The sequence below is a fragment of the Bacillus sp. XT-2 genome, from assembly GCF_025696525.1.
GTDB lineage: Bacteria > Bacillota > Bacilli > Bacillales > Bacillaceae > Bacillus > Bacillus halotolerans.
On sequence record NZ_JAHVOC010000009.1, the window covers coordinates 54851 to 80508 of the forward strand.

At 44.5% G+C, this 25658-nt stretch carries 20 protein-coding genes and 2 pseudogenes; 7 read left to right on the forward strand and 15 right to left on the reverse strand.

What is annotated here, in order from left to right; genetic code table 11:
- Positions 1-6 precede the first annotated feature (6 nt).
- A complete protein-coding gene (gene yfmF, locus KXD37_RS19965) occupies positions 7-804 on the forward strand; it encodes a Fe(3+)-citrate ABC transporter ATP-binding protein YfmF (RefSeq protein ID WP_010333352.1) in 798 nt (265 codons plus the stop codon).
- 600 nt (positions 805-1404) lie between these two features.
- Here the strand turns inward: yfmF and KXD37_RS19970 are convergent.
- A pseudogene (locus KXD37_RS19970) lies at positions 1405-2867 on the reverse strand (formylglycine-generating enzyme family protein).
- 337 nt (positions 2868-3204) lie between these two features.
- On the opposite strand from KXD37_RS19970, the gene KXD37_RS19975 reads away from it, so the two are divergent.
- Positions 3205-4425: an MFS transporter gene (locus KXD37_RS19975; RefSeq protein ID WP_263463704.1), complete on the forward strand. Its 1221-nt coding sequence runs from the start codon at positions 3205-3207 to the stop codon at positions 4423-4425.
- A gap of 484 nt (positions 4426-4909) precedes the next feature.
- The gene (locus tag KXD37_RS19980; RefSeq protein ID WP_127695712.1) at positions 4910-5929 is read left to right on the forward strand and encodes an NADP-dependent oxidoreductase; all 1020 of its coding nucleotides are present in this window, start codon (positions 4910-4912) and stop codon (positions 5927-5929) included.
- A gap of 48 nt (positions 5930-5977) precedes the next feature.
- On the opposite strand, the gene KXD37_RS19985 is transcribed toward KXD37_RS19980, so the two are convergent.
- Positions 5978-6424 carry a GNAT family N-acetyltransferase gene (locus KXD37_RS19985; protein WP_010333350.1) on the reverse strand — a complete coding sequence of 149 codons (447 nt, stop codon included), beginning with the start codon at positions 6422-6424 and terminating at the stop codon, positions 5978-5980.
- Positions 6425-6492: 68 nt separating this feature from the next.
- Positions 6493-7626: a DEAD/DEAH box helicase gene (locus tag KXD37_RS19990; RefSeq protein ID WP_106021457.1), complete on the reverse strand. Its 1134-nt coding sequence runs from the start codon at positions 7624-7626 to the stop codon at positions 6493-6495.
- Positions 7627-7797: 171 nt separating this feature from the next.
- Here KXD37_RS19990 and KXD37_RS19995 point away from each other — a divergent pair, with 171 nt between their 5' ends.
- Entirely contained in the window at positions 7798-9354 is a 1557-nt protein-coding gene (locus tag KXD37_RS19995; protein WP_044163577.1) for an ABC-F family ATP-binding cassette domain-containing protein, read from the forward strand.
- Between the two features lie 120 nt (positions 9355-9474).
- Here KXD37_RS19995 and KXD37_RS20000 read toward each other — a convergent pair.
- From KXD37_RS20000 to yfmT, 7 genes and pseudogenes are all read right to left on the reverse strand, one after another.
- A pseudogene (locus tag KXD37_RS20000) lies at positions 9475-9628 on the reverse strand (hypothetical protein).
- Positions 9629-10063: 435 nt separating this feature from the next.
- Positions 10064-11254: an MFS transporter gene (locus KXD37_RS20005; protein WP_024120539.1), complete on the reverse strand. Its 1191-nt coding sequence runs from the start codon at positions 11252-11254 to the stop codon at positions 10064-10066.
- A 65-nt stretch (positions 11255-11319) separates the two neighbouring features.
- On the reverse strand, positions 11320-11742 hold the full coding sequence (locus tag KXD37_RS20010; RefSeq protein ID WP_024120538.1) for a MerR family transcriptional regulator: 423 nt from the start codon (positions 11740-11742) through the stop codon (positions 11320-11322).
- Between the two features lie 124 nt (positions 11743-11866).
- Positions 11867-12313, reverse strand: coding sequence for a YfmQ family protein (locus KXD37_RS20015; RefSeq protein ID WP_127695720.1), 447 nt, complete (start codon positions 12311-12313; stop codon positions 11867-11869).
- Between the two features lie 123 nt (positions 12314-12436).
- On the reverse strand, positions 12437-14326 hold the full coding sequence (locus KXD37_RS20020; protein WP_188323614.1) for an ABC-F family ATP-binding cassette domain-containing protein: 1890 nt from the start codon (positions 14324-14326) through the stop codon (positions 12437-12439).
- A 134-nt stretch (positions 14327-14460) separates the two neighbouring features.
- Positions 14461-15081 (reverse strand): methyl-accepting chemotaxis protein, encoded by a 621-nt coding sequence (locus KXD37_RS20025; RefSeq protein ID WP_369810965.1) that lies wholly within the window; start codon positions 15079-15081, stop codon positions 14461-14463.
- A 252-nt stretch (positions 15082-15333) separates the two neighbouring features.
- Positions 15334-16791 (reverse strand): benzaldehyde dehydrogenase, encoded by a 1458-nt coding sequence (gene yfmT / locus KXD37_RS20030; RefSeq protein WP_254518103.1) that lies wholly within the window; start codon positions 16789-16791, stop codon positions 15334-15336.
- A gap of 247 nt (positions 16792-17038) precedes the next feature.
- Between yfmT and KXD37_RS20035 the strand changes: the two genes are divergently transcribed.
- The 3 genes from KXD37_RS20035 (at position 17039) to KXD37_RS20045 (ending at position 20593) form a co-directional block, all read left to right on the forward strand.
- Positions 17039-18424 carry an amino acid permease gene (locus KXD37_RS20035; RefSeq protein WP_106022429.1) on the forward strand — a complete coding sequence of 462 codons (1386 nt, stop codon included), beginning with the start codon at positions 17039-17041 and terminating at the stop codon, positions 18422-18424.
- Between the two features lie 103 nt (positions 18425-18527).
- Entirely contained in the window at positions 18528-19238 is a 711-nt protein-coding gene (locus tag KXD37_RS20040; protein WP_106022430.1) for a YjjG family noncanonical pyrimidine nucleotidase, read from the forward strand.
- 122 nt (positions 19239-19360) lie between these two features.
- Complete coding sequence (locus tag KXD37_RS20045) at positions 19361-20593, forward strand: MFS transporter (protein ID WP_059293863.1); 1233 nt, start codon at positions 19361-19363, stop codon at positions 20591-20593.
- 29 nt (positions 20594-20622) lie between these two features.
- On the opposite strand, the gene KXD37_RS20050 is transcribed toward KXD37_RS20045, so the two are convergent.
- Genes KXD37_RS20050 through KXD37_RS20070 form a run of 5 tightly spaced genes read right to left on the reverse strand, consistent with a single transcriptional unit; the run spans position 20623 to position 25438 of the window.
- Positions 20623-21558, reverse strand: a complete 936-nt coding sequence (locus KXD37_RS20050) for a glycosyltransferase family 77 protein (protein WP_263463705.1) — start codon at positions 21556-21558, stop codon at positions 20623-20625.
- 14 nt (positions 21559-21572) lie between these two features.
- On the reverse strand, positions 21573-22736 hold the full coding sequence (locus tag KXD37_RS20055) for a glycosyltransferase family 2 protein (protein WP_024120529.1): 1164 nt from the start codon (positions 22734-22736) through the stop codon (positions 21573-21575).
- Positions 22737-22764: 28 nt separating this feature from the next.
- Positions 22765-23676, reverse strand: a complete 912-nt coding sequence (locus tag KXD37_RS20060) for a putative nucleotide-diphospho-sugar transferase (protein ID WP_263463706.1) — start codon at positions 23674-23676, stop codon at positions 22765-22767.
- A 22-nt stretch (positions 23677-23698) separates the two neighbouring features.
- Positions 23699-24667 carry a GDP-mannose 4,6-dehydratase gene (locus KXD37_RS20065; protein WP_024120527.1) on the reverse strand — a complete coding sequence of 323 codons (969 nt, stop codon included), beginning with the start codon at positions 24665-24667 and terminating at the stop codon, positions 23699-23701.
- 6 nt (positions 24668-24673) lie between these two features.
- Positions 24674-25438 (reverse strand): glucose-1-phosphate cytidylyltransferase, encoded by a 765-nt coding sequence (locus tag KXD37_RS20070; protein WP_024120526.1) that lies wholly within the window; start codon positions 25436-25438, stop codon positions 24674-24676.
- Positions 25439-25658: the final 220 nt, after the last annotated feature.

Below are 25658 nucleotides of genomic sequence, written 5' to 3' on the forward strand. Positions count from 1 at the left end.
GATACCATGGGAAAACTGGCTGCAGACCAGCTCACTCTTTCATATGACAGCACAGTGATTATTGACGGAGTCGATTTAAAGATTGAAGAAGGAAAAATCACTGTGCTCATCGGCGCCAACGGCTGCGGAAAATCAACAATCCTCAAATCGCTGGCCAGGCTGATGGCCCCAAAAAGCGGCACGGTCCTATTAGAAGGAAAAGATATTCATCGCCAGCCGTCCAAAGAAGTAGCTAAAAAGCTGGCGATTCTTCCTCAGTCTCCTCAAGCGCCTGAAGGATTGACGGTACAGGAACTATGCTATTTCGGCAGACATCCTCATAAAAAACTGTTATCCAAGCATACGCAAGAGGATCACGATATGGTAGAGTGGGCGCTTGACGCAACCGGGATGAATGAGCTGAAGGACCGGACACTTGATGCCCTTTCAGGCGGTCAAAGACAAAGAGCCTGGATTTCCATGGCGCTTGCACAAGGCACTGATTTGCTTTTGCTCGATGAACCGACCACTTACTTGGACATTTCTCACCAAATTGAGGTGCTGGAGCTGCTGAAAAAACTGAACCGGGATCATGGACGCACAGTTGTCATGGTGCTTCACGACTTAAACCAAGCCGCTCAATATGCTGACTATCTGATCAGCGTACTGGACGGAAAAATCTACAATGCCGGAACGCCGGAAGACGTCTTTACCCAGCCGTTTTTCCGGGAAGTCTTCGGCTTGGAATGCTGCATCATGAGAAGCCCGATCGACCAGAAGCCGATGTGCCTGCCGATGGGACTATGCCCAAAATTACGGACGTGATGAAAAAGGAGAGGAAACCCTAGGCTGTCGAGAAACTTGACAGCCTTCATTTTCCCTTATAATATTTCATTCTCACATTTAATTGATGTTTAACTAAAAAAACATGTTATTCTTCTCATGTTCCACACGAGAAACTCTTAATATAAAGTTAAATTTGTTCTTATTGACCAACTTGTTAAAGTTGTATATCTCTTCGATTCTCAACAAGACATAAACTTTATCTCATACATAGAAAAGACCGAAAGAATTATAGTAAGTCATCCCTCGAAATGTGTGGAAAGACCAAAAAAAGTGACAAAATTAGATTGTGTATCAGAAAAAGAAAGAATCAAAACAGTGGTAAGGGGCTTTGCTATTGCAGGTTCAATTAAAAATCGAAATGTAAATTGACAGAATAATATATATTTATCACAAAAATATATTGAAGATTTAAATATTCAACGGAGCTTGGGCTTAATGTCTCTTTTTCTGATTCTCAATCCTGATAATTATTAAAAACATTTAAAATAAAAGCTTGCAGAAAAAACATTGTTTTTTGTACAAGCCGAACATTATCACACAATGTTAGTATACTTTTATCAAGTCTCTAATCTAGAATGATTAATAAATTGCTTTATTAGTAATTGGCCCATTAATTGATTCTCTAATTTTATATACTGGAATATTCTTTACGCACCTAATTCCCATTTCATTGTGTCGACAGAAAGGAATATCTTTTGCTCTAAAGGAAGGGAACATTAAGCCTGGATGAGAGAAGAATGATCCTCCTTTAAGAACGGCAAATGAGTTAACACTATTAAATGGTACATTCTCAAAAATAGGGTGGAAAGCTCTCTTTGTTTTAAGCTCACTTCTAGTCCACTCCCATGTTCCGCCGATCATACCGCATACTCCATAGGGACTTTCACCATTTTGTTCAAAAATATAACTTGTTAAATGATTTAATTCTTTATCAGCATGAGCTTTTAATAAATTTTCTCTCCAGGACTTTAAAGAAGTAATGGGTTCATTATAAAGACTTCCAGCATATTGAACCTTTGCAGGATCAAATTTATCTCCCCAAGGCCATATATTACCTTTTTCGCCTCGAGCAGCTTTTTCCCATTGAAACTCGGTTGGCAATTCTTTCCCCTTATATCTTGCGTAAGCAAATGCATCATAAAAATCTATACCTGTAACGGGATGATTATCTAAATACCTATCATCCCAATATGTATTTCTTCTATGTTGTTTATTCTGTGGTTCATTAGGATGACAGAATATATGCCCATTTTCCTCTGTGAACTCGGTAAAGATATCATAATCTTTATTTGTAACAGGATACTTATCAATAAAAAAGGGAGGTAACCATACTTTTTGTCTAGGAACAGCATCTTTCCAATTAAATGTTTTGTCAGGAATTTCATTTTCATTTAAACCGAATTCAAAAAAGCCACCCGGAATTAAAATCATCCCATCTTCTTCTGTTTTTTCGAATTCCTCTATTAGACTTTGAGGAATTTTTTCTTCAAAGTCAAAGTTATTAGGAAGGATACCATTTTGATCAAAATAATTTTTTAGCATTACTAGCTCTTCATATTTTTCAACACCGAATATATCTAATAATGTACTTAATACTTTTTGGCCCCTAATCCCACAGGTTTTTTAGGGTAGCTTATACTCTCCCGGACATCATCAATGATTGAAGACAAATATGCTAACGATTCTTCAATTTTATGATTTGCACACACATCCATAGCTTTAAAAGAAACTAAATCATCAGGATCCTGGGTTAGATTGATTATAGTTTCTACAGCAGAGAAATAAGGTACCCATTTTTCAACGAAATCAATTAATCTATACCTTATGTAAGTATTCGGGTAAGCAATACACATACCAAACACATTTTCAGCTGCTACAGGGTGTTGAATTTTATTTAGTAGAGTCATAATTCTATTATCGATTAAACTCTTAAAATCATTTTTTTTATTTTCTGGAACAGAAGTAATAAGTTCTTCAACTTCAATTAATATTTCTATATCTTTATTGTAAATTGATTTATGATCTTGCATTAATAGTGTCAATTTACGATAACCTCCCGATTTGTTTGTTGAAATAAGGAATAGCATTTAAATGCTATTCCCTAAGTGTTTACCATTTTTCATTAGTATAAAGAACCGGGCTAACAATCGATTTTCTCCAGTTTTTTCTTAATTTTTTCATGGTATCCCCCCCTTTAATAAGATATGTGGTTCCCCACCCTATTGATAGAATAGTCAGAGAACTTAAATAAACAATAACAATAAATAGAATAAAAGTAAATAGTTTACAAGGAAATTTTTTCTTTACTTTTGTTGTTTTAAGGTGTTTAAATATGTTTAAGCTCTTTACCGAGAAAAGTTATTCCAAGGGAGGATACATATGAGTAAAGGTTATTATTCTATTTTATTTAGCCAGACCACTACAAATTTAGGTTTTTCTCTATATACTATGGTAGTGATTTCGTTTTTGTTTAAAATGACCAATTCGACAACCATCGCCTCTATGGTGACATTAATAAGTATTATTTTTCGTATTTTTGGAAGTGCTATATTACCGTTAATAACAATTCGATTAAAACTGCATCTTACAATAATTATTTCTCAATTGATACAAATGCTGTTGTTAATATGTTTGTTCTTTTCTTTATTAAGAACTTACTCTAATCAAACTCTCATTTTAGTCTTTATTATTATTAGCTGTATTTCCTTTTTTAATGGATGGTTCTCACCTTTAAAAAGTGCAATTATAGGGGAAATAATCTCTCCTGATAAAAGAGTAAAGGCAAATGGATTATTATCTACAGTGGACCAAACTTTTCAATTTGTAGGCTGGTCTTTAGGTGGTCTCATAATTGCATTTTTAGGTAAGGGATATACCATTATACTTACTACCTTTTTGTTGTTTACATCTCTTATTTCTCTTTTATTTTGTCTACCACACGGCCACGCTAATTCTGTCATACGTGAAAAAAATTCTCCCAATAAGAGTATAGTAAGTGATTGGCGGTATTTATTTAGCCAAAAGAAACTTAGAACAATTATTATTATGGATTTAATTGAGTCATGGGCAGGAATGATTTGGATAGGGTCTGTCTCTTTAGCTTTCGTTAACGAAGTCTTGCATAAAGGAGAATCATGGTGGGGATTTATTAATGGAGCATACTATTTAGGTTCGATGATAGGGGGATTTATAATATATAAGCTGTCGGAGAGATTCCAAAATAAGTTAATTAATTTTATGTTAATTGGTGCTGTCTCATATGGAAGTTTAACTTTAATATATGGATTTATAAGTAATTCGTACTTAGCTCTAATATTGGTTCTCTTTATGGGGCCGGCTTATATATTAAGAGATCTTACACAAGAAACATTTATTCAGAACATGACAACCGAGCAAACTCGAATTAATATAATGTCTGCAAGGTCTTCTTTAGTACAGTTCATTTTTATGTTTTCAATTCTGGCTATAGGGGCTATTTCAGATTTCCTTGGAGTTCGTTTAGTTTATGTTTCAGCAGGTATTCTTTTATTAGTGTCCGCAATATATGGATTTTCTCAATTGCAATTCAAGAAAAAGGTAAATAAACATATAAGCTTTTAATAAATATCTAAAATTTAATTATGTTTTCGTTTGCTTTTTCGCGGTTTTATTAAAAAGTAAACATTACTTAATTGACCAAAAGAAAATGGTCGATTACAATCGATTGTCTGTTTCAGAAAGACACAGTATAAAAGTGAAAAAATTGAGAAAAGCTTTGCAGATGCAAAACAATTGCATAGACTTTGCTATGGCAGATTGATGGGAAAGCAAAATGTGAACGACTAAGCTCCCCCCTCGCAGATGCTTGCAAGAATATGAAGAAGAATCGACATACACACTAGCTAATCTTAGCTAGGTGTACACAAGCTCTTTTTCTGTTCTGTTTTCTAATAATGATAAATGACTAAAGACAACTTTTTAAAAACAAAAGAGCTTGTAGAAAGCATAAGTTCCTCTATAACCTTTTTTGTATGCCAGCATACCTTTTGTAATTCCTCTTCTGTCCATGTTACAGTGGTGTCAACCAAGTGATAGGAGGATGAAAATGAAAGCATCTCAGCAGCAAATTCAATTAGCAAGACGTCCGCAAGGTGTTCCCGTTCATGAAGACTTTCGCTTTGAAACCATTCCGGTTCCTGAACCGAAGCAAGGGGAAGTGCTTGTCAAAACGCTTTATGTATCGGTTGACCCTTATATGCGCGGCCGTATGCAGGATACGAAGTCATATGTTGAGCCATTCGCCTTGAATGAAGCGCTTTCTGGCGGGGTCATCGCTGAAGTTGTATCAGACGGGAATCATCTGAAAAAAGGCGATATCGTCATCGGAAACCTCAGCTGGCAAGAATTCTCCGCGGTAAGCGAGTCTGCCTTACGAAAAATTGATACAAGCCTTGCTCCCGCTTCGGCCTATCTCGGCATTTTGGGAATGACCGGCTTGACGGCATACTTTGGATTGCTGGATATCGGGCGTCCGAAAGAAGGCGAAACCGTGGTGGTCTCCGGAGCTGCGGGAGCTGTCGGTTCAACAGTCGGGCAGATTGCCAAAATCAAAGGCGCGCGAGTTGTCGGCATCGCGGGCTCTGATGAAAAAGTCTCCTATTTAAAGCAGAAGCTGCAGTTTGATGAAGCCATCAATTACAAAACCGCAGATGATATTCAAAAAGCGCTCGCTGATGCTTGTCCGAACGGTGTCGATGTGTATTTTGACAATGTCGGCGGGCCGATTTCAGATGCGGTCATGAACCTCCTTAATGAGTTTGCCCGCATTCCGGTGTGCGGCGCCATTTCTTCCTATAATGCAGAAAGCGAAGCAGATGACATGGGCCCTCGTGTTCAATCAAAACTCATTAAAACGAAGTCGCTGATGCAAGGGTTTATCGTAAGCGACTACTCCGACCGTTTTCCTGAAGGCGCAAAACAGCTGGCGGAATGGCTGAGAGATGGAAAGCTTCATTATGAGGAAACCATCACTGAAGGCTTCGAAAACATTCCGGATGCGTTTCTTGGCTTATTTAAAGGAGAAAATAAAGGAAAACAGCTGATCAAAGTCAGCGATCCGAGCTGAAGATGAAAATGGGAGGGCTTTTTGCCCTCCTTTTGGGTTTATATGAGGTCAGCTACGAAGAATCAGCGTAAGAAAACCATCTTCATCTGGTTCCGTATCCTCCAAAGTGAAACCTGCTGCTTGAAAGCAAGCTAAACTGATTTGATTGTCTTCTTCAATGCATGCCACCCATTCCCGCACGCTAGTAAAATCAGGTTCGGTCAGCAGTTTTTGCAATATCCGTTTTCCGTACCCTTGAAGCCGGTACATAGGATTAACGATCAATCCAATATACGTCCGCTCCTCCCCGAACTCAATAACGGCCATCCCTGCTGGCAGCTGTCCATCATATGCCATGATGACAGTATCCTGTTCATCTTTATTTACTCGTGCATACCACTCATCTAATGGCAGCATGCCATCCATTCTCCGCCTGGTATCTTCATGTTCAAACCAGTGTTCAAGGATTTTCAGCTCTGGCTCCTTCACTACTTGAAATCTGTCTATTGAAACCATCTTCCCACCCCCGCGCGAAACCTTTTCTATTATTTTACAACAAAAAAGAAGGGCTTTTGCCCTCCTTTTTATTTCGTCTTCAATTTTCCGCCGGCATACACAGCTTCACTCAGCTCCACGCCAAGTTTCTTCGCCATTTTCTTCAGCTTTGATTCTTCCATACGTGTGACAAGACTCAGCACGTTCCCTTCTTTTCCAGCCCGTCCTGTTCGTCCTGATCTGTGAACATAGCTGTCTTCATCAGGAATATCGGCGTGGATCACATATGGCAGGTTTTCAATATCCAAACCGCGCGCGGCAATGTCAGTTGCCAAAAGCAGCGGGAACTCGCCCTGCTCAAACGCTTTAATGATCTTCGCCCGCTCCATCTTCTTCGCCTCACTGTGAAGGATGCCAAGGTCGACATGATGGTACGCCAGCTTTTCCGCGTACACACTAAGGTTGCCGATATCTCTCACAAACACAAGCGCCTGCATGCCATGAAGTCTTGAAAGCTTTTGCAGCAGCTTCACTTTGTCGCGCTGGTCACAGATGATGTATTGATGCTTCACTTTTCCCGCTTCCGCCTTGCTGCGTTCTACCTTCAGAACCTCAGGCTCTTTCGTCATGTCGCGGAGCACATCTTCTGTTTCTTTCTTCAGTGTGGCAGAAAAACAAAGAAGCTGGCGGTCTCTTAATGTCGTTTTAATGATTTGCTTGATCGTTTCACGATGCTCCGGCAGGACAAGCTGATCGGTTTCATCAAGTACGATCGTTTTTACTTCATGCATCTTGAGTTTTTTCGCTTGAATCAGCTCAAACACCCTGCCCGGCGTCCCGACGATAATATGCGGATGATTCTTTTTCAGCTTTTCGACCTGCTTTTTCACATTCGCCCCGCCGATTAAGGAAACTGCCCGTAGTTCTGATCCCGTTTTCCAGTCCTGGATCACCTGAAAAATCTGCATCACCAGCTCACGTGAAGGTGCTAAAATCACCGCCAGCGGATGCTTCTGATCAGGTTTGATGCGCTCCAATACCGGCAGTGCGTAGGCAAGCGTCTTACCTGTTCCTGTCGGCGATTCTGCGATGACATCCTTACCTTCCATGATGAGTTGGGCCGCCTGCTCCTGTACAGGAGTCGGCTTTTCAAAGCCTGAAGCGTTCCAATTTTCTTTGATAAATGATTGTGCATTATGTAAAAATGGCCAAGTTTGCGTCATTTTGTTCTCCTCGATTCCTGAAATCTATTCCATAGTATCTCAAAACAGCGCGCGGAACGCAATTTTTCTTTTTCTTTCCTATGCCTTTCAACAATCGTATTCCTCCTTTATAATCAAAAGGTGAGAAATACACGCCATACAGCGTGTTCGATAAACGATAGAGGTGTAAACATGAGTATTTTATCTGTAAAGGACTTAAGCCACGGCTTCGGTGACCGGGCCATTTTTAATAATGTATCTTTCCGTCTTTTAAAAGGCGAGCACGTCGGTCTGATCGGCGCGAACGGTGAAGGAAAATCAACCTTCATGAATATTATTACCGGAAAGCTTGAGCCTGATGAAGGAAAAGTCGAATGGTCAAAAAACGTCCGTGTCGGCTATCTGGATCAGCATACTGTGCTTGAAAAAGGAAAATCCATCCGTGATGTGCTGAAAGACGCATTCCATTATTTATTTGCAATGGAAGAAGAAATGAATGAGATTTATAACAAAATGGGTGAAGCTGATCCTGACGAGCTTGAAAAGCTTCTTGAAGACGTCGGTGTGATTCAAGACGCGCTGACAAACAATGATTTTTATGTGATTGATTCCAAGGTAGAAGAAATCGCCCGCGGCCTCGGCTTGAGTGATATCGGACTGGACCGTGACGTTACTGATCTGAGCGGGGGTCAGCGCACCAAAGTGCTTCTCGCCAAGCTGCTTCTGGAAAAACCGGAAATCCTGCTTCTCGATGAGCCGACCAACTACCTTGATGAGCAGCATATCGAATGGCTGAAACGCTACCTGCAGGAGTACGAGAATGCATTCATCTTGATTTCCCATGACATTCCGTTCTTAAACAGTGTCATCAACCTGATTTATCATGTAGAAAATCAAGAGCTGACACGCTATGTCGGCGACTACCATCAGTTTATGGAAGTCTACGAGGTGAAGAAACAGCAGCTTGAAGCGGCCTACAAAAAACAGCAGCAGGAAGTCGCGGAGCTGAAGGATTTCGTTGCCCGCAACAAAGCCCGGGTCAGCACGCGAAACATGGCGATGTCCCGCCAAAAGAAACTCGACAAGATGGATATGATCGAGCTGGCGGCGGAAAAACCGAAGCCCGAATTTCACTTCAAGCCGGCCAGAACATCAGGAAAGCTGGTTTTCGAAACGAAGGATCTCGTGATCGGTTACGATTCCCCGCTCTCACGTCCGCTGAACCTCCGTATGGAGCGCGGCCAAAAAATCGCCCTTTACGGCGCCAACGGGATCGGGAAAACGACATTGCTGAAAAGCCTGCTTGGCGAAATCCAGCCGCTCGAAGGCTCTGTTGAACGAGGCGAGCACCTCTTTACCGGCTATTTCGAGCAAGAGGTCAAGGAAACAAACAACAATACGTGTATTGAAGAAGTTTGGAGCGAATTCCCTTCGTATACACAGTATGAAATCCGCGCCGCTCTGGCAAAATGCGGACTGACGACAAAACATATCGAAAGCCGCGTCTCCGTATTAAGCGGTGGCGAAAAAGCGAAGGTCAGATTATGCAAGCTGATCAATTCGGAAACCAACCTGCTGGTGCTCGATGAGCCGACAAACCACTTGGATGTCGACGCCAAGGAAGAGCTCAAGCGCGCCCTCAAAGAATACAAAGGCTCCATTCTTCTTATTTCTCACGAGCCTGATTTCTATATGGACATCGCGACAGAAACATGGAACTGCGAGTCTTGGACGACAAAAGTGCTTTAATGTTACGAAAAAACCCGCCTGGTGAAGGGCGGGTTTTTTACTGCCATTTTTTCTGAACGATTCTCAAAAGCTCTCTGTCTTTTAAAATGAGCTGCAATGGCGATATGAATTCATCAAGTATCAGCTCTTTTTTGGCAGACAGTTCAAGGTCTTCCTCATCAGCCCATGCGGTGAACCACTCGACAGAAAAGCTGTTTTTCATGACGCTGTGTATGTATTGATAGAGCGTCTGTAAACACTTCAAGTCATATGCGTCAGGCTTTGCCTTATGCATGGCAAATGATCCCTCTTCAGCATGAACTATTATTTGATAAGGCAACCGTAAATGCACAGACACATTCTCGGCTTCCTCAAGATAAATGCCCGCCGCGTCAATACCTGACCGGAGCGGATGCCCTTTCCGGGAGTAGCCGGAGGGCTGACTGAAAAAACCGGTTTCTAAAGGCGTTTTAGCAGCTAAATAGTAAAATTGTGTCATCTGGATGTCCTTTCTCGCGTCGATTCCATTATGATTAGATTATAACCGATTGCAAATGGTGAGCCGATTCAATCGAGACTAAAAACCTATCCTTGCATGCCATTTCACTTCATAATAGAAGGGGTTAAAAAAATGATAAATGGCTTTCTGACGGGAAATACGATCATACCATTATGAGGGGAAGATTAAGCAAATAAAAAAGACACTGCACCTTAGCAGTGTCTTTCCTTATTAATGTCCTGCCTTAATTCCGGCAAGATGTTTACGACCCAGCAGAAGCACAAGCATACCGACGAGAACAACAATTCCGCCAACTGTATACGGCGCGCTTGCTGTGAAGTGTTCTGACAGCATTCCCGCAATCCACGGAGCGATCGCGCCGCCGATGAAGCGGACTGAGCTGTAGGCTGAAGAAGCGATTGAACGTTCAACCGGTGCAGAGCCCATGACAGCTGTTGTCATGATCGTGTTGACCATACCAAGGACAGCACCGGCCACAACGATACATGTAATAATCAACGCCTGATGCTCTGTCCAGATGCCCATGATGATCAGAATGACCGCAAAGGCGATAAAGAGAACAACCAAGGAACGCACTGTACCCAGCGCTTTGTGCACGATCGGCGCCGTAAAGACTGACGTAATCGCCAGCAGAAGTCCCCAGCCAAAGAAAACATATCCAAGGCCGTGTTCATCTAAATCCAGAACGAACGGAGAATAAGCGAGCAAAATAAAAAATCCAAAGTTGTATAAGAAAGCCGATACCGCCATTGTCAAAAGGCCTTTATATTTGAGTGCCTTCATGGCGTCAAATACCCCAACGCGCTTCGCCGGTTTAGGCAATGTCGGCAGCATCAAGGAAATGGCGATTAACGCAATAAACATCAGGACAGATACCCCGAAGAACGGCGCACGCCATGAAATGCTTCCAAGCTCTCCGCCTGCAAGCGGTCCGACGGAAATCCCGAGTCCGAGCGCCGCCTCATACAAAATAATCGCTTGAGCGCTGCCGCCGACAGACACGCCGACAATGACCGCAAGCGCTGTTGAAATAAATAACGCATTACCTAGTCCCCAGCCGCCGCGATAGCCGACAAGCTGAGCAATTGAGCTTGAACTTCCGCCAAGCGCTGCAAAGATAATAATAAAAATAAGTCCGAGAATTAATGTCCATTTTGCACCGATCCTGCTGGAAATGGCTCCTGAGAAAAACATCATAAATCCGGTAACGAGCAAATAACTTGTAAATAAGAGTGATACTTCACTAGGTGAAGCATGTAATTGTGCGGCAATCGCCGGAAGAATAGGATCGACCAGCCCGATTCCCATAAAGGAAATCACACAGGCAAACGCGACAGCCCATACAGCTTTCGGCTGATTCAGCAAACCTGTCTTCTGATTCACTTGTTTTGTATTGTCCATTTGATCTGACCTCCATCTTTATTCCATTAAAAGAAACGCTACAAAAATAGCGTTTACCAAACGTTTTATTCGATTGATTGAATGGCATGCTCCGCTTTGTCTTTCATCCCGTGCAGACGTTCCTTAAAGCTTTGGAATGTGCGGATTTTTTCATCAATCAAATCCAGCTGGTGATTCAGCGTTTCCTGAATTTCCTCCAGCTTCTCTTTCCGTTCCTTTGGATCCAGTGACAACAAATACCCCTCTTTGTTTAACTCAAGCTGGCGGCTGGTTTCCATGAAATGCTGAAGCTCCTGAAGGGAAAAACCAAGCACTTCCTTTGTGCTGATCACTTTCTCAAGCTCTTCCATATCATCCTCTGAATAAAGTCTAACGCCGCCTTCCGTCCGTTTCGGCGCTGGAATCAAGCCGATTTCTTCATAAAACCGAATGGTCCGCTTTGTCAGCCCGCTTCTTTTGGCAACTTGATCAATCTTCATCCATTCCATGGTAAATCCCCCTTCGCCTGTTCTGTTATTATTATACACCTTTTGGACCTTAACGTAAACGTTAAGTTTTGAAATATAATAAAAAAGACGAGTACATAAAGCACCCGTCTTTCATTATCCTATTTTAAGCTAGGCTCCCTGTCACTGACAAAGACTGCTTTTGCATGCTTTCAGAAAGCAGTCGATACGCGATAACCTTCTTCTTGTACTGTTTCACGACATCGATATGGTCATCGTAGCTGTACACAAACAGCTTTACATCTTTTTTGCCTTTTTTCGTATCTATCACGAGCGGTGTTCCGCCGTTTTCAGGGTATAAATAACGCTCTTCGTCGCCTGGGTAAATATAATATTTCTCCAGGAAGACAGCTTCGTTAAATTGATCGATCATGTGCCTTTTCTCATCACCCTCGAGCCGTTTTCCATCTAGAGAGAGAACAGCATCTTCGTCGTTCAGCTTGGCGTGAACCTCGAATTTGCTGAGCAGCCATTCTATGACGCCTGTTGGCAGGCAGGTTAATACGATTTTCACCAGACTCATGAGGATTAACATCACGATAGCCCATGTCATACTTCATCATCTCCGTTAGTTTTCCGTGTGCTGCTGACACACAATTCCATCCTATCATAAGCTGGCCGTTTCGTTTTTGTACATTATGTGAAAAAAAGTGCGGCCTGCTGCGGCCGCACTTTTTTAGCTTTCCAGCTCTTCTATCATGAGGGACAATTCCGTCCAGCGATCCATCGCTGTCTCAAGCTCTTCCGCTGTTTTTGCCTGCTCGGCCATCAGGTCTTGAATTTTCCCGAAATCACTGCCCGCCGCGGCGATATCCGCTTCGAGCTGTTCATGCTTTTCTTCAAGCTCGGCAATTTTATCTTCAATGCCGTCCCATTCAAGCTGATCTTTGTAAGAAAGCTTTTTCCGTTTTTTCTTCGGTTCCGCTTCAGCCGGTTTAATTTCAGCTGCGGGTTTCTCAGCCGTTTTTTTTGCTTTGGCCTGCTCCATATAGTCGCTGTAGGAGCCTTGGAACCGTGAAATCACGCCATTTCCTTCAAATACAATCAAACGGTCTACGACGCGGTCAAGGAAGTAGCGGTCATGGGATACGGTGATGACAACGCCAGGGAACTGATCAATATAATCCTCAAGCACGCTTAACGTTTCTGTATCCAAGTCGTTCGTCGGCTCATCGAGAAACAGCACATTCGGCTCCTGCATCAGAACCTGAAGCAAATATAAGCGCCGTTTTTCTCCGCCGGACAGCTTGCGGATATAGGTTTGCTGCATGGAGCGCGGGAAGAGAAAGCGCTCAAGCATTTGTTCAGCGGTGACGATATCGCCGTCCTCTGTTTTCACGACTTCCGCTGTTTCTTTAATGTATTCAATCACCTTCAGCTCACCGTTCATTTCACTGTGATCCTGGGTATAGTAGCCGATTCTTACTGTTTGACCGATCGTAATATGCCCGCCGTCAGGAGTGATTCGTCCGGCAAGGCTGTTTAACAGTGTTGTTTTTCCAATGCCGTTCGGCCCGATGATCCCGATTCGTTCACCTGGTATAACCAGTTCATTGAATCGATCGACAAGCACGTTTCCTCCATAAGCGATCATCACGTTCTCCGCTTCGATTACTTGCTTTCCAAGACGGTGGGAGCCGATCGCAAAGTCGAGCGAGCCGGCTGACTGAGGGCCTTTCTGCTCCTTAAGCGACTCCACCCTGCCGATTCTCGCCTTTTGTTTTGTGGAGCGTGCTTTCGCTCCGCGTCTGAGCCAGGCCAGTTCACGGCGCAGCAGATTTTGCCGCTTCGTTTCTTTTTGCTCGGCCTGCGCTTCCCGTTCCGCGCGCTTTTCCAAAAAGACTTCATAGTTGCCTTTGTAGGTATAGAGACTGCCTCGTTCAAGCTCATAAATGCGGTTTGTCACGCGGTTTAAGAAGTACCTGTCGTGCGTAACCAGCATGACGGCGCCTGGATATTGCGCCAAGTACCCTTCAAGCCATTCAATGGTTTCATTATCCAAATGGTTCGTCGGCTCGTCTAAGATCAGGAGGTCGGCGGGCTGGATTAAGTTTTTCGCAATCGCCACCCGTTTTTTCTGTCCGCCTGAGAGCTCGTTGACAGGCTTTGTCACGTCAGTTACTCCCAGCTTCGATAACACCGTTTTCGCCAAGGTATTCGCATCCCACGCATTGTTCGCATCCATTTTTGCCTGCGCAGCCAGCAGGTGTTTCTGGCGTTTTTCATCTTCCGGGTCTTCTCCCAGTTCATAGAGCGCCTTTTCATATTCACGGAGCGTTCTCATGACAGCCGATTCACCGGAATAAATATGCTCCAGTACAGTTTGTCCGGCAGGCAGCTGCGGGTCCTGATGAAGAAATTCAACATGCACGCTGCCGGATTTGGCGATGTCGCCTTCTTCAACAGACTCCAAGCCGGCAATCACTTTCAGCAGCGTTGATTTTCCGGTGCCGTTCGGCCCGATTAATCCGATTCTCTCATTCTCTTCAATATGAAAGGAGATATGGTCAAATAACGTCTTATCTCCGTATGTTTTGTAAAGGTTCTCCGCTTTTAGTATGCTCATGGTTCCTATCAATCCTCACGTAAGTTCATGTGTACATTTTAAATCAGCCGCTGGAATAAAACTAGTAAAAGAGCAGACAAATTTCATGGAAATACCGGACAGAAAAAAAGACCGGGGACTCTGTCCCCAGTCTCTTACTCTTCTTCAAGCGCTTTTTCTGCCATTTTAGCGAGATGCTGCGCACTGCCTGAGATCTCCTGCATCGTGGCGGAAATCTGTTCAACAGCCGCGGCTTGTCCGTCAGTATGCTGATTAATCGATTCAATCGATTCTTCTAGCCCTTTTAACAGGCTGTGGATTTTTTTCGTGATCTGATCGATCTGGCCGACATTTTCTTTCGAATGCGTCGCAAGCTTTCTGATTTCATCCGCTACGACAGAAAATCCTTTTCCGGACTCCCCTGCCCGTGCGGCTTCAATCGCAGCATTTAAACCGAGCAGATTGCTCTGGTCAGAAATGCCTTTAACGGTTACTGAAATATCAGCGATTTCTCCCGCGCTTTCGCTTACCTTTTTCGCTTGTGAGGAAATGCCCGACATTTGCGATGAGAATCCGTTAATTGATTCAGAAATATCGGAAATGGCCGCAGCCGTTTGTTCAACAACTGCCGATAAGCTTTCCGCTACATCATGAAGCTTAGAGGACTCCTCAAGACTCGTGCCGAGGCCCACTCCCCCAATCACTCTTCCGTTCTGGTCATGAAGCGGGATGGCGCGTGCGATTAATGGAAAGCCGAACAATTCCTTCGGCACCATGCTCGTTTTTTTCTGATTGCTGCGGATCGCGTCTGTGATGATATCCCCTTCCTGCAGCGGATCTCCGGCTTTTACGTTAAGGGAAAAGGTTTTTGCCGGAATATTGACCAGCAATTTCTCCGTATCATAAATGCCGATTGTAATATCATCCTGAACCAGGCTGTTTAAATAAGGGGCTACTTTCACAAATGCGTCTAGAAGATCTGCTGTTTCATTTTCCGTTCTTATGCTCAATTCCAATCACTCCTTTTATTAGTAAGGGAAGCTGCGTTTTTCATGCTGAACCGAAATCCATTTCAGCGTCGTAAATTCTTCAAGACTCCATTCGCCATTTAATCGGCCGAGGCCAGATTGCTTTTCGCCGCCGAAGGCCACATTCGGTTCATCATTAATCGTCGTGTCATTAACATGGATCATGCCCGTTTCTATGCGTTTCGCAAAAGCCACGCCGCGTTCAAGATTTGAGGTATGTACGGCTCCGCTTAAGCCAAATGGGGTATCGTTCGCGATATCCACCGCTTCGTCTTCTGAATCAAACTTCATGAAGGAGACGACTGGCCCGAACAGCTCTTCCTTGGCAATGCTCATAAACGGTTTCACGTCTTTTAAGATGGTCGGCTCCACGATCGTCCCGTTAAATCCGCCAAGCTTCACTGGAACAGCCCCTTCTTCAATTGCTTTCTCAACAGATTTCATTAACCCGTCAGTCTGCCTGCTGTTGATTAAAGGCCCGATAATCGTATCAGGGTCCATCGGGTCGCCAACTTTCAGCGATTCCACTTTTGCCTGATACAGCTCAAGGAATTGATCATAAATTGATGAGTGAACCAGTACGCGATTGGCTGACATACAAATCTGGCCTTGATGGGTAAATCTGCTGAACACTGCCGCATTGACTGCATGTTCGATATCCGCATCTTCAAGCACGATAAAGGCGCTGTTTCCGCCAAGCTCAAGAAGCGGCTTTTTAAAGTGCTTCATCGCGAGCTGGCCGATGTAGCTCCCCACTTTCGTAGATCCTGTAAATGAGATGATCCGCGGCACCGGATGTTCGACAAAGCTGTCACCGATTTCTGCAATGTCAGTGACAACAACATTCAGCAGTCCTTCCGGAACGCCCGCGCTTTCAAAAATCTTCGCAATCAGCGTACCGCCGCAAATCGGTGTTTCTTCGTGCGGCTTCAAAACGACGCCATTGCCTGCTCCGAGTGCCGGCGCTACTGATTTCATAGATAAAAAGAATGGGAAGTTAAAAGGACTGATGACACCGACAACACCTGCCGGCACGCGATATAATCTGTTTTCCTTGCCGTCTATTGTAGAAGGAAGAATTTTCCCTTCCATGCGGACAGGGAACGTCGCCGCTTCTTTCATGATATTTTTCACGAGTCCGATTTCAAAAGCTGCTTTCAGCCTTGTGCCGCCCAGCTCTTCCATAATCAAATAAATGATGGCTTCTTCATTCTCTTCGATATACGTTACGGCTTTTTCTAAGATTGCTCTTTTCTCGAATGGGTTGACCGCATCCCATTTTTTCTTCGCCAAAGCCGCTGCCCGGTACGCTTCATCTACATCATCAGCAGTCGCTTTTTGAAAGGATGTGATTGTTTTTTGAGTATAAGGATTTTTGTTTTCCAATACATTTGGGCTGCTGCCCTCCTGCCATTTTCCGCCAATAAATTGTTTGTTTAATTCTTCATATTGAAACATAGTCAGCATCTCCTTTTTAACAGCAAATCAAAATATGGCCAATCTATCATTTCTATCGGTTCACCATCAGCAAAATTCAATATCCTGTTTGTAAAAATTACTATATTATGATACGCCAACGCTTTTTAGCTTCTATCGTTTAAAGCAGAAAAATATATGATTGACGCCGTCAAATTTCGACAATATAATACAACGAGAAATGTATATAATGATTAGAATATTTTGAATTTTCCAGGAGGAACTTTTTATGAGTTCATTATTTAGAAAAAAACCGCTTGAAACATTAAATGCGCAGAGCCAGTCAAAAAGCCTCGCCCGTACTTTAAGCGCATTTGATTTAACACTTCTCGGTATCGGGTGTGTCATCGGCACTGGGATTTTCGTTATTACAGGAACTGTGGCCGCGACCGGTGCCGGTCCTGCCCTGATCTTATCGTTCATTTTAGCGGGTCTCGCCTGTGCGCTTGCCGCCTTCTGTTATGCTGAGTTTTCGTCTTCGATTCCGATTTCAGGAAGCGTGTACTCATACTCCTATATCACACTTGGAGAGCTGCTCGCCTTTTTAATCGGATGGGATCTCATGCTTGAATATGTCATTGCGCTGTCGGCGGTTGCCACGGGCTGGTCTTCATACTTTCAATCGCTGCTCGCCGGCTTTAACTTTCATATTCCGGCTGCGCTGACAGGAGCTCCGGGAAGCTCGCCGGGCGCCGTGTTTAACCTTCCGGCTGCGGTCATTATTCTCATCATCACTGCAATTGTCAGCAGAGGTGTCAAAGAAAGTACACGCTTCAACAACGTGATCGTGCTGATGAAAATCGGAATTATTTTATTGTTCATTATTGTCGGCTTCGGTTATGTCAAACCGGATAACTGGACTCCTTTTATGCCGTTTGGAATGAAAGGCGTCATTGTCAGCGCGGCAACGGTTTTCTTCGCGTATCTCGGATTTGACGCAGTTTCCAACGCTTCAGAAGAAGTGAAGCACCCGCAAAAAAATATGCCGATCGGCATCATTTCAGCTCTGGCCGTCTGCACCATTTTGTACATCACGGTATCTCTTGTTTTGACAGGTATGATGCCTTATGCCAAATTAAATGTCGGTGATCCGGTATCCTTTGCGCTTAAATTCGTCGGCCAGGATGCGGTTGCGGGAATTATTTCTGTCGGCGCTATCATCGGAATCACAACAGTGATGCTCGCATTGCTGTATGCCCAGGTCCGTTTAACCTTTGCCATGAGCAGAGACGGTCTTTTGCCGGGATTGTTCGCAAAGATTCATCCGTCATTCAAAACGCCGTTCCGCAACACATGGCTGACAGGAATCGTCGCGGCGGGGATCGCAGGATTTATTAATCTCGGCACACTTGCGCACCTTGTAAACATGGGAACGCTTGCGGCATTTACAGTCATTTCGATCGCTGTGATTGTGTTAAGAAAAAAACACCCGGAAATCAAAGCTTCCTTCAGGGTGCCGTTCGTTCCGGTTGTGCCAATCATCAGCGCTGGAATATGCCTTTGGTTTATGTACAGCCTTCCAGGCATCACATGGCTTTCATTTGTCATCTGGATCGCCGTCGGAACGATCGTTTATTTCCTTTATGCAAAAAAACACAGCTTATTAAACAAATAATTGTAAGCCGTCGGTGCGGACATTTCAAACGTCCAATCCGCCGGCTTTTTTCGTTTTCGCGTGTGCTATACTTTGAGTACACATACAGAAAGGAAGACCAGCCTTGAAACCATACCGCACTTTATTATTTGATGTAGATAATACCATTTTGGATTTTACAGCGGCAGAAAAATTAGCGCTGCGCCTGCTGTTTGAAGATCAAAACATTCCGCTTACCGATGAAATGGAATCCCGTTATCAAACAATTAATCAAGGACTATGGAGAGCCTTTGAAGGCGGAAACATGACTCGCGATGAAGTGATGACCACCCGCTTTTCCGCTTTGTTCAAGGAATATGGCTATGAAGCAGACGGAGTGCTGCTAGACCAGAAATATCGCAGTTTTCTTGAAGAAGGGCACCAGCTTATGGACGGAGCTTTTGATCTCATCGCAAAACTGGAACAGCATTTTGATTTGTATATCGTGACAAACGGCGTTTCCAGTACTCAGTATAAGCGTCTCAGAGATTCAGGATTATTTCCGTTCTTCAAGGACATTTTCGTTTCTGAAGACACAGGTTTTCAAAAGCCGATGAAAGAGTACTTCGACTATGTGTTTGAACGGATTCCCCATTTTTCAGCGGAGCACACCTTAATCATCGGCGATTCGCTGACAGCGGACATCAAAGGCGGACAGCTCGCCGGAATTGATACGTGCTGGCTTAGCCCTGACATGAATCTCACTGAAACAGAGGTTGTGCCAACGTACCACATTCGTAAGCTTGAAGAGCTATATCATATTCTGAAAATCGAAAACACAATCATCAACTGTTAATGTTTTTTGGCCGGCGGGCGCTGCTTCTTTCCAGAAGGAGTCTTTTTTCCTCTTGATAAATCCTTCACCTTATGAATAATATGGTGGTATGCATTGGTGATATATGTTAGGAGGAGAATCATTTGGCTATTGCCGCCCCGCTGAAGGAAAAACCTGTTCAAAAACCCGGCACCACCGTGTATCCGATTTTGTTTATCATCGGAATCTGCCACATGCTGAACGATTCGCTTCAGGCTGTGATTCCGGCCATGTTCCCGATTTTGGAACGCTCCATGAGTTTGACGTTCACACAGCTTGGCATCATCGCTTTTACGTTAAACATGGTGTCATCCGTCATGCAGCCTGTCGTCGGCTGGTATACGGATAAACGGCCGCGGCCGTACGCCCTGCCGATCGGGCTGACTGCCAGCATGCTCGGCATATTGGGCCTTGCATTTGCCCCGTCATTTGTGACGATCTTGTGCTGTGTGTTTTTCATCGGATTAGGTTCCGCTATTTTTCATCCGGAAGGCTCCCGTGTGGCTTATATGGCCGCCGGCACAAAACGCGGGCTTGCCCAGTCCATTTATCAGGTCGGAGGAAACTCAGGCCAAGCGATGGCGCCCCTGATTACCGCGCTGATCCTTGTTCCGCTCGGACAATTCGGTGCTGTCTGGTTTACACTTGTAGCCGCGCTCGCCGTTATGTTTCTGCTTTATATTGCAAAATGGTACGCCGCTCGGCTCGGCAGTCTTGCACAGAAGCAGGGCACCCAAAAGAAAGCCGCTGAACAAAACTCGTCTGTCACCAAGTCCGTTATAACCGCTCTTATTATTATTATCTTTTTGATTTTCGCGCGTTCTTGGTATACGAGTGCGATCGGCAACTTTTACACGTTTTACGCGATGGATACATATCACGTAAGCATTCAGCAGGCTCAGAGCTATATTTTCGTCTTTTTGCTGTTTGGCGCTGTCGGAACCTTTCTCGGCGGCCCGCTCGCAGACCGTTTTGGAAAACGAGTTGTCATTCTCGGCTCGCTGCTGTGCTCAGCGCCGCTGGCGATTCTGCTTCCATTTGCCGGACCGGTTCTGGCCTATGGCGTACTCGCTTTGATCGGCTTGGTTCTCATGTCGAGCTTTTCCGTAACAGTTGTGTATGCACAGGAGCTTGTCCCCGGAAAGATCGGCACGATGTCCGGTTTAACCGTCGGCCTCGCCTTCGGTATGGGAGCAATCGGCGCTGTGGCGCTTGGCGCTCTCATTGATGCTGCGGGACTGACCCCGACCATGATTGCCATTGCGTTTCTCCCGATTCTTGGCATTCTTGCGTTTCTTTTGCCGAGTGATCAGAAACTGAGAGAATGGCATAGCTGAAAAAACCCCTGCCGCCTGGCAGGGGTTTTTTAATCAAGCTGTATAAAATGAGTGTCCGGCACCGCGTGCTTCGGGATAAAGCCGTCCGCAAAGTCCGGAAATGCCGCCTGTATTTCGTCAATCCATCTTTTCAGGTTTAACACATACGGCATATAAATCATTTCAATTGTCGCTTCGTCTTCAATGCGGTAATACCAGCAAAGATTAAATTCGTTCTCCGTCACCAATGTGAATCCGGAGAAATGATAGAAAATCAGCGGCGTTTCATCTAGATAAACGCGGCCGTCCTTTTGAGTCACCTTATAGTTTTCTATATTCCAAAGCGCCGTATTGGCTCCGGTTGATTTGACAACATGCACACCCTGATACTGCGCCGGCCACTTCTCCACATACCTTTGATCGCCGTACGTCTTTCTTTTCGTATTCATTTCCACCGTGCAATATTCAATGCAATCCTGTCTCCACTGCCACACCGCTTTATAGGCTTCTTCCGTATTCCGGGCGCCGACAAAGCCTGTGTTAAAACGCCCGGTCCGCTCATAATAAGACATGAACCGCGGCGAGTTGCGGTGATCAGTCAAATACAGTGAAGCCGCCGGATTTTCGGCAAAAATACGCGCTGGATCAGAAAAGAAAAACAGATCGGTATCCATATGGGCATAATATTCGGCGTCATCCCACTGGCTCATGACATGGAACAAAAATGCGGGCTTCAGTGTCCAGCAATACTCATGGAACGTTCTATTGCTTTTCGCTTCCAACAGCTCCGGATCTTCCATTTCATGAAGCTGCACAAAGGTGACATGCTCCCATGGCACGTGCTGTAGCAATTCATATGCCTTCTGATCAACACACAGCACATATAAATGAAAATCATCGCAATACTCATGGAGGGAATGAATCATAGGCATCAGTTTAAAGATGTGCGTCCTTGACACTATTGTTGAAAAATGAAATTGACTCACCATACCACATCCATTTATCTAAGATCCACGTGCAGTAAATCATTGACAAGCGCATACAGTGCATTGGCAAAATCGTTCACGCCAAGCTTCTTCTTCGCTTTTGGCAGAAGCTTTTGAACGGCTTGCAAATCAAAGCTTTTCGCAGTCACCCGCGGTGTTTTTTTCTGCCAATCCGGGTCCAGATTGCGATCCTTCACGACATGGAGCAGCTCAAGAAACAGATGCAGCAGCATGTCGTATTTCTTCGAGTCCAGCAGCTTATGAATATCAGCCATGATCCTGTTGGTCATGTCCGGAGGGAATGGGCCGTTAAAGGCAAGATGAACGTCTAATGACTGAATGTTGTTATATTTGTCGCACATATAGGCAATGTTTGCTCTGATATCGTCTACTGACTGACAATTGCTCGGGTGCTCCTGATGAACGCTGACAATATCGCGGTGCAGCCTGAACGTGAGTCCGGCCTGATGGAGCCTGATCCCAAGATCATAATCCTCAAACCCGTACCGCACAATGCCTTCGTCAAACAAACCGAGATCAGCCACATGCTTTCGTTTTACTGATGAATTGTTTGTGATAAAAAAACGCCACGGCATATGGTAGCCCTTTAAGTCATCGCCGTATTCATCCAGTATCCGCTTCAGCACGTCAATAAAATCGGTATCAAGGTCAAAGCTTTGATCCAGAAAGCTTTCGTTTTTGATATCCGCTTCCGCCAGAAGCTTTTGTTTGTCTTTTTTCGGCATTTCATCATATAATTTTGCGAGCTGCTTCTTATGTTCATCTTCAAAGCGCTCATAATAATAGCTGTAGATCCTTTTCCAAAATAAACCGCACACGACAAGATTCTCTTCGTTTTCATGCGCTTTGATATGCTTTGCCACAAGATCCTTGGCAGCAAGCATATCGCTGTCATGGAATATCAGAATATCTCCTCTGGCATTGCGGACCGCCTGATTTCTTCCGTATGCAATGCCCCTGTTTTCTTTAATCCGTACAAAAATCAGCGGAAAGTCCGCTTGAAACGATTTGAGCATCGAGAGCGTCCCGTCCTCAGAGCCATTATCTGCTACGATGACCTCAAACTCTTCATCGCACTCCTGCTGGTTTAAAGACAGAAGGCTGTTATAGAGGCGCTCCTTTGAATTATATGCAGGAATAATAACGCTTGCTTTCACTTCATTTTCACTTCCTGTATTTAATCATTTATTTGTTATCATCTTTTGAAGCAAAACCGTTAAATTCAGGGTCAAGCGCTTTGATATGCTGAATGATATGCGGCAGGGTCTGCTGGTACAGCTCATGCACAAACGGCAGGTCTGTGCGTGTTGTTTCGTGAATCTGTTTGATTTCATTGATGCTGACGATTCGATATCCGCTGAAATGATAGAAGATCAGCGGGTTTCCATCTTCCAGCACAATTCGGCCATCCTTCCAGGAAAACGTATGCTGTCCGTAATTCCAATGGCCGATGTTCACACCTGGTGTCGTAATGTCACACACATTCGGAAACAGCTCAGACATATAATCCAAATAGCCCTGATCCCCGAATTTCCCTTCACCCGGCGCATTTTTACACTCCTCAAGACAGCGCTCCTTCCACCACTCCAGACAGTCCGTTCCTGCTTTATCATGTTTAAAGCTGATAAAGCCCGAGTTATATCTGCCTAACAGACGCTGCAGCATATCAATTTGCTCTCTCTCAAAGGAAGGGATGATAATATCGCCCCGGGAAAGCAGCACCGAGCAGTCCGGCTGGTTCGCAAATATCGGTGACGGGTCGGTGTAGAAAAATAAATCTCCGTCAATATACGTCACCCGTTCCAGCTCGGGATTGCTGTTCAGCACAGCTTGCAGAAAGATCGGCTTCATCGTCCAGCAGTATTCGCTTTGATCCCGTGTATCCTTCAGGTTCAGGAGCGTTTCATTTTCAAGCGCTGCCACCGGTACAAGTGTCAGCTGCTTCAGATTCAATTTCTGCAATACGCGGTGCGTGTCATCATCCATACAAAGCGTAAAAATGGGGCTGTCTTGATCGACTTGCGCTAAAGACTTAAATAAGGCGACTGCCTGATATAATCTTCCTTTTGATAAAACGGTGCAATAGGCGCTCGTCACGGTATGTTCACCTCATTTCGCGTTACTTTTTGAAGAATTCTGTATACCACGCAATGGTTTTTTCAAGTCCTTCATCAATGGTGTAAGCAGGTGTCCAATTCAGCAGCTTTCTCGCTTTTTCCGCAGATAAATATTGGTGCTTGATTTCATTGCTTCCCTGATTCAGCACCTTCGGCTTTAGATTGCTGTTCATTTTCTTTAATATTTTCTCGACTAACTCAAGTACAGTCAGCTGAATCTCATTGCTGAAGTTAAAGGCTTCCCCGGCGAGATTGTGTTCCTCCATTTTCTCCGCCAGAAGCAGATAAGCCTGAACGGCATCTTCAATATAGAAATAGTCGCGGACAAAGGTGCCGTCGCTGCGGATTTCAGGAGCTTCCCCGTTCAGCACAAGCTGAATCGTCTGCGGAATGATACGGTTGAAGTTCAAATCTCCGCCGCCGTACAGATTTCCGCAGCGTGTAATACAGACCGGCAGGCCATAGGTGTGAAAATACGTATGGCTGATCAGATCCGCGCAGCTTTTCGATACGTCGTACGGATGCTTGCCTTGCAGCGGCATATCTTCATCGTACGGAAGGTTTTCTTGATCACCGTATGCTTTATCGCTTGACGCGACAATGACACGCTTGATTAACGGATGCTTCCGGCAGGCCTCAAGAACATTCCACGTGCCGAGAATATTCGCTTCAAAGGTTGAAACCGGGTTGCGGTTCGCTACGCCGACAATCGCTTGTGCAGCGAGGTGAAACACCGTGTCGATTTCATACTCGCCAAGCGCGCGTTCAATCACGGGCAAATCTTCAAGAGCGCCCTGCACGATGTTCATTTTCTTCACATGTTCTCCCTGATAAAGATTGGACTGAGGCACATGATCTCTGACAAGCCCCGTCACGTTTGCGCCCTGTTCGATCAGCTCTTTCACCAAATAGCTTCCTAAAAGACCTGTACAACCCGTGACAAATACGTTTTTATTTTTCCAGAAACTCAAATCAGTTCACCATACCTTCCATACATGTTGTCCTTGATCCCACAGCTTGTTGACTTCCAAAAGATTTTTATACGTATCGATTGCCGTCCAAAATCCGTAATGGCGATACACGGCAAGTTCACCGTCTTTCGCAAGGTTCTTCAGCGGTTCATCTTCGAACATGGCGTTTCCGTCCTCCGGCAAATAATCGAAAACCTTTGGATTGAGAACGAAAAATCCGCCATTGATGATGCCGTCACTCGATGTCTTTTCAGAAAATGTTTTCGCTATGCCATCCTCAACCGTCAAGGTGCCGAACTGCGAGACTTTATCAATGCCGGTGACAGTCGCGGCAGCACCCTTTGTCTGATGATAGCTGATGAGATGAAAAAGATTGATATTGGCCAGCCCGTCCCCATAGGTGAGCATAAACGTTTCATCGCCGATGTAGTCCTTCGCCTGCAAGATTCTTCCGGCTGTCAGCGTGTCTTCCCCTGTCTCCAAAAATGTGATTTTCCACGTTTCAGGCTGTCCCAGCATCTGCACCTCTCCTGTAGAACTGTCGAGCGTGAGGCTGTTGTGCTTCCATTCGTAGTTCAGAAAATATTCTTTGATTTTTTCTCCTTTGTAGCCTAAAAGCAGAATAAACTCGTTCACTCCGTAGTACTGATAGATTTTCATAATATGCCATAGAATCGGTTTTCCGCCTATCATGGCGAGCGGTTTAGGAAGTTCATTCGTGACCTCACTCATTCTCGTTCCTTTTCCGCCGCAGAGAATGACCGCTTTCATCTCTACCCCTCATCTCTATGAATATTGAGTTCGAAACCTTGGTACCTCCTTACAATCTATCAAGGCATTTCCCCGATAATTTGTCCGATTCCAATACCGGTTTCAAAATCTACTGTAATGATATGAGAGAGAGGCGGCCTTGGTGACCAAATGGAATCTATTTTTTCAACTTGGTTATGTAACCACACAAAAAAAGAGCCCTGAGCGCGGCAATGCGCCC

Excerpts from the sequence above, each read along its gene's own strand:
- yfmF (WP_010333352.1), top strand. The coding sequence starts at position 7 with ATGGGAAAACTGGCTGCAGACCAGCTCACTCTTTCATATGACAGCACA.
- KXD37_RS19975 (WP_263463704.1), top strand. The coding sequence starts at position 3,205 with ATGAGTAAAGGTTATTATTCTATTTTATTTAGCCAGACCACTACAAAT.
- KXD37_RS19980 (WP_127695712.1), top strand. The coding sequence starts at position 4,910 with ATGAAAGCATCTCAGCAGCAAATTCAATTAGCAAGACGTCCGCAAGGT.
- KXD37_RS19985 (WP_010333350.1), bottom strand. The coding sequence starts at position 6,424 with ATGGTTTCAATAGACAGATTTCAAGTAGTGAAGGAGCCAGAGCTGAAA.
- KXD37_RS19990 (WP_106021457.1), bottom strand. The coding sequence starts at position 7,626 with ATGACGCAAACTTGGCCATTTTTACATAATGCACAATCATTTATCAAA.
- KXD37_RS19995 (WP_044163577.1), top strand. The coding sequence starts at position 7,798 with ATGAGTATTTTATCTGTAAAGGACTTAAGCCACGGCTTCGGTGACCGG.
- KXD37_RS20005 (WP_024120539.1), bottom strand. The coding sequence starts at position 11,254 with ATGGACAATACAAAACAAGTGAATCAGAAGACAGGTTTGCTGAATCAG.
- KXD37_RS20010 (WP_024120538.1), bottom strand. The coding sequence starts at position 11,742 with ATGGAATGGATGAAGATTGATCAAGTTGCCAAAAGAAGCGGGCTGACA.
- KXD37_RS20015 (WP_127695720.1), bottom strand. The coding sequence starts at position 12,313 with ATGACATGGGCTATCGTGATGTTAATCCTCATGAGTCTGGTGAAAATC.
- KXD37_RS20020 (WP_188323614.1), bottom strand. The coding sequence starts at position 14,326 with ATGAGCATACTAAAAGCGGAGAACCTTTACAAAACATACGGAGATAAG.
- KXD37_RS20025 (WP_369810965.1), bottom strand. The coding sequence starts at position 15,081 with ATGGTGCCGAAGGAATTGTTCGGCTTTCCATTAATCGCACGCGCCATC.
- yfmT (WP_254518103.1), bottom strand. The coding sequence starts at position 16,791 with ATGTTTCAATATGAAGAATTAAACAAACAATTTATTGGCGGAAAATGG.
- KXD37_RS20035 (WP_106022429.1), top strand. The coding sequence starts at position 17,039 with ATGAGTTCATTATTTAGAAAAAAACCGCTTGAAACATTAAATGCGCAG.
- KXD37_RS20070 (WP_024120526.1), bottom strand. The coding sequence starts at position 25,438 with ATGAAAGCGGTCATTCTCTGCGGCGGAAAAGGAACGAGAATGAGTGAG.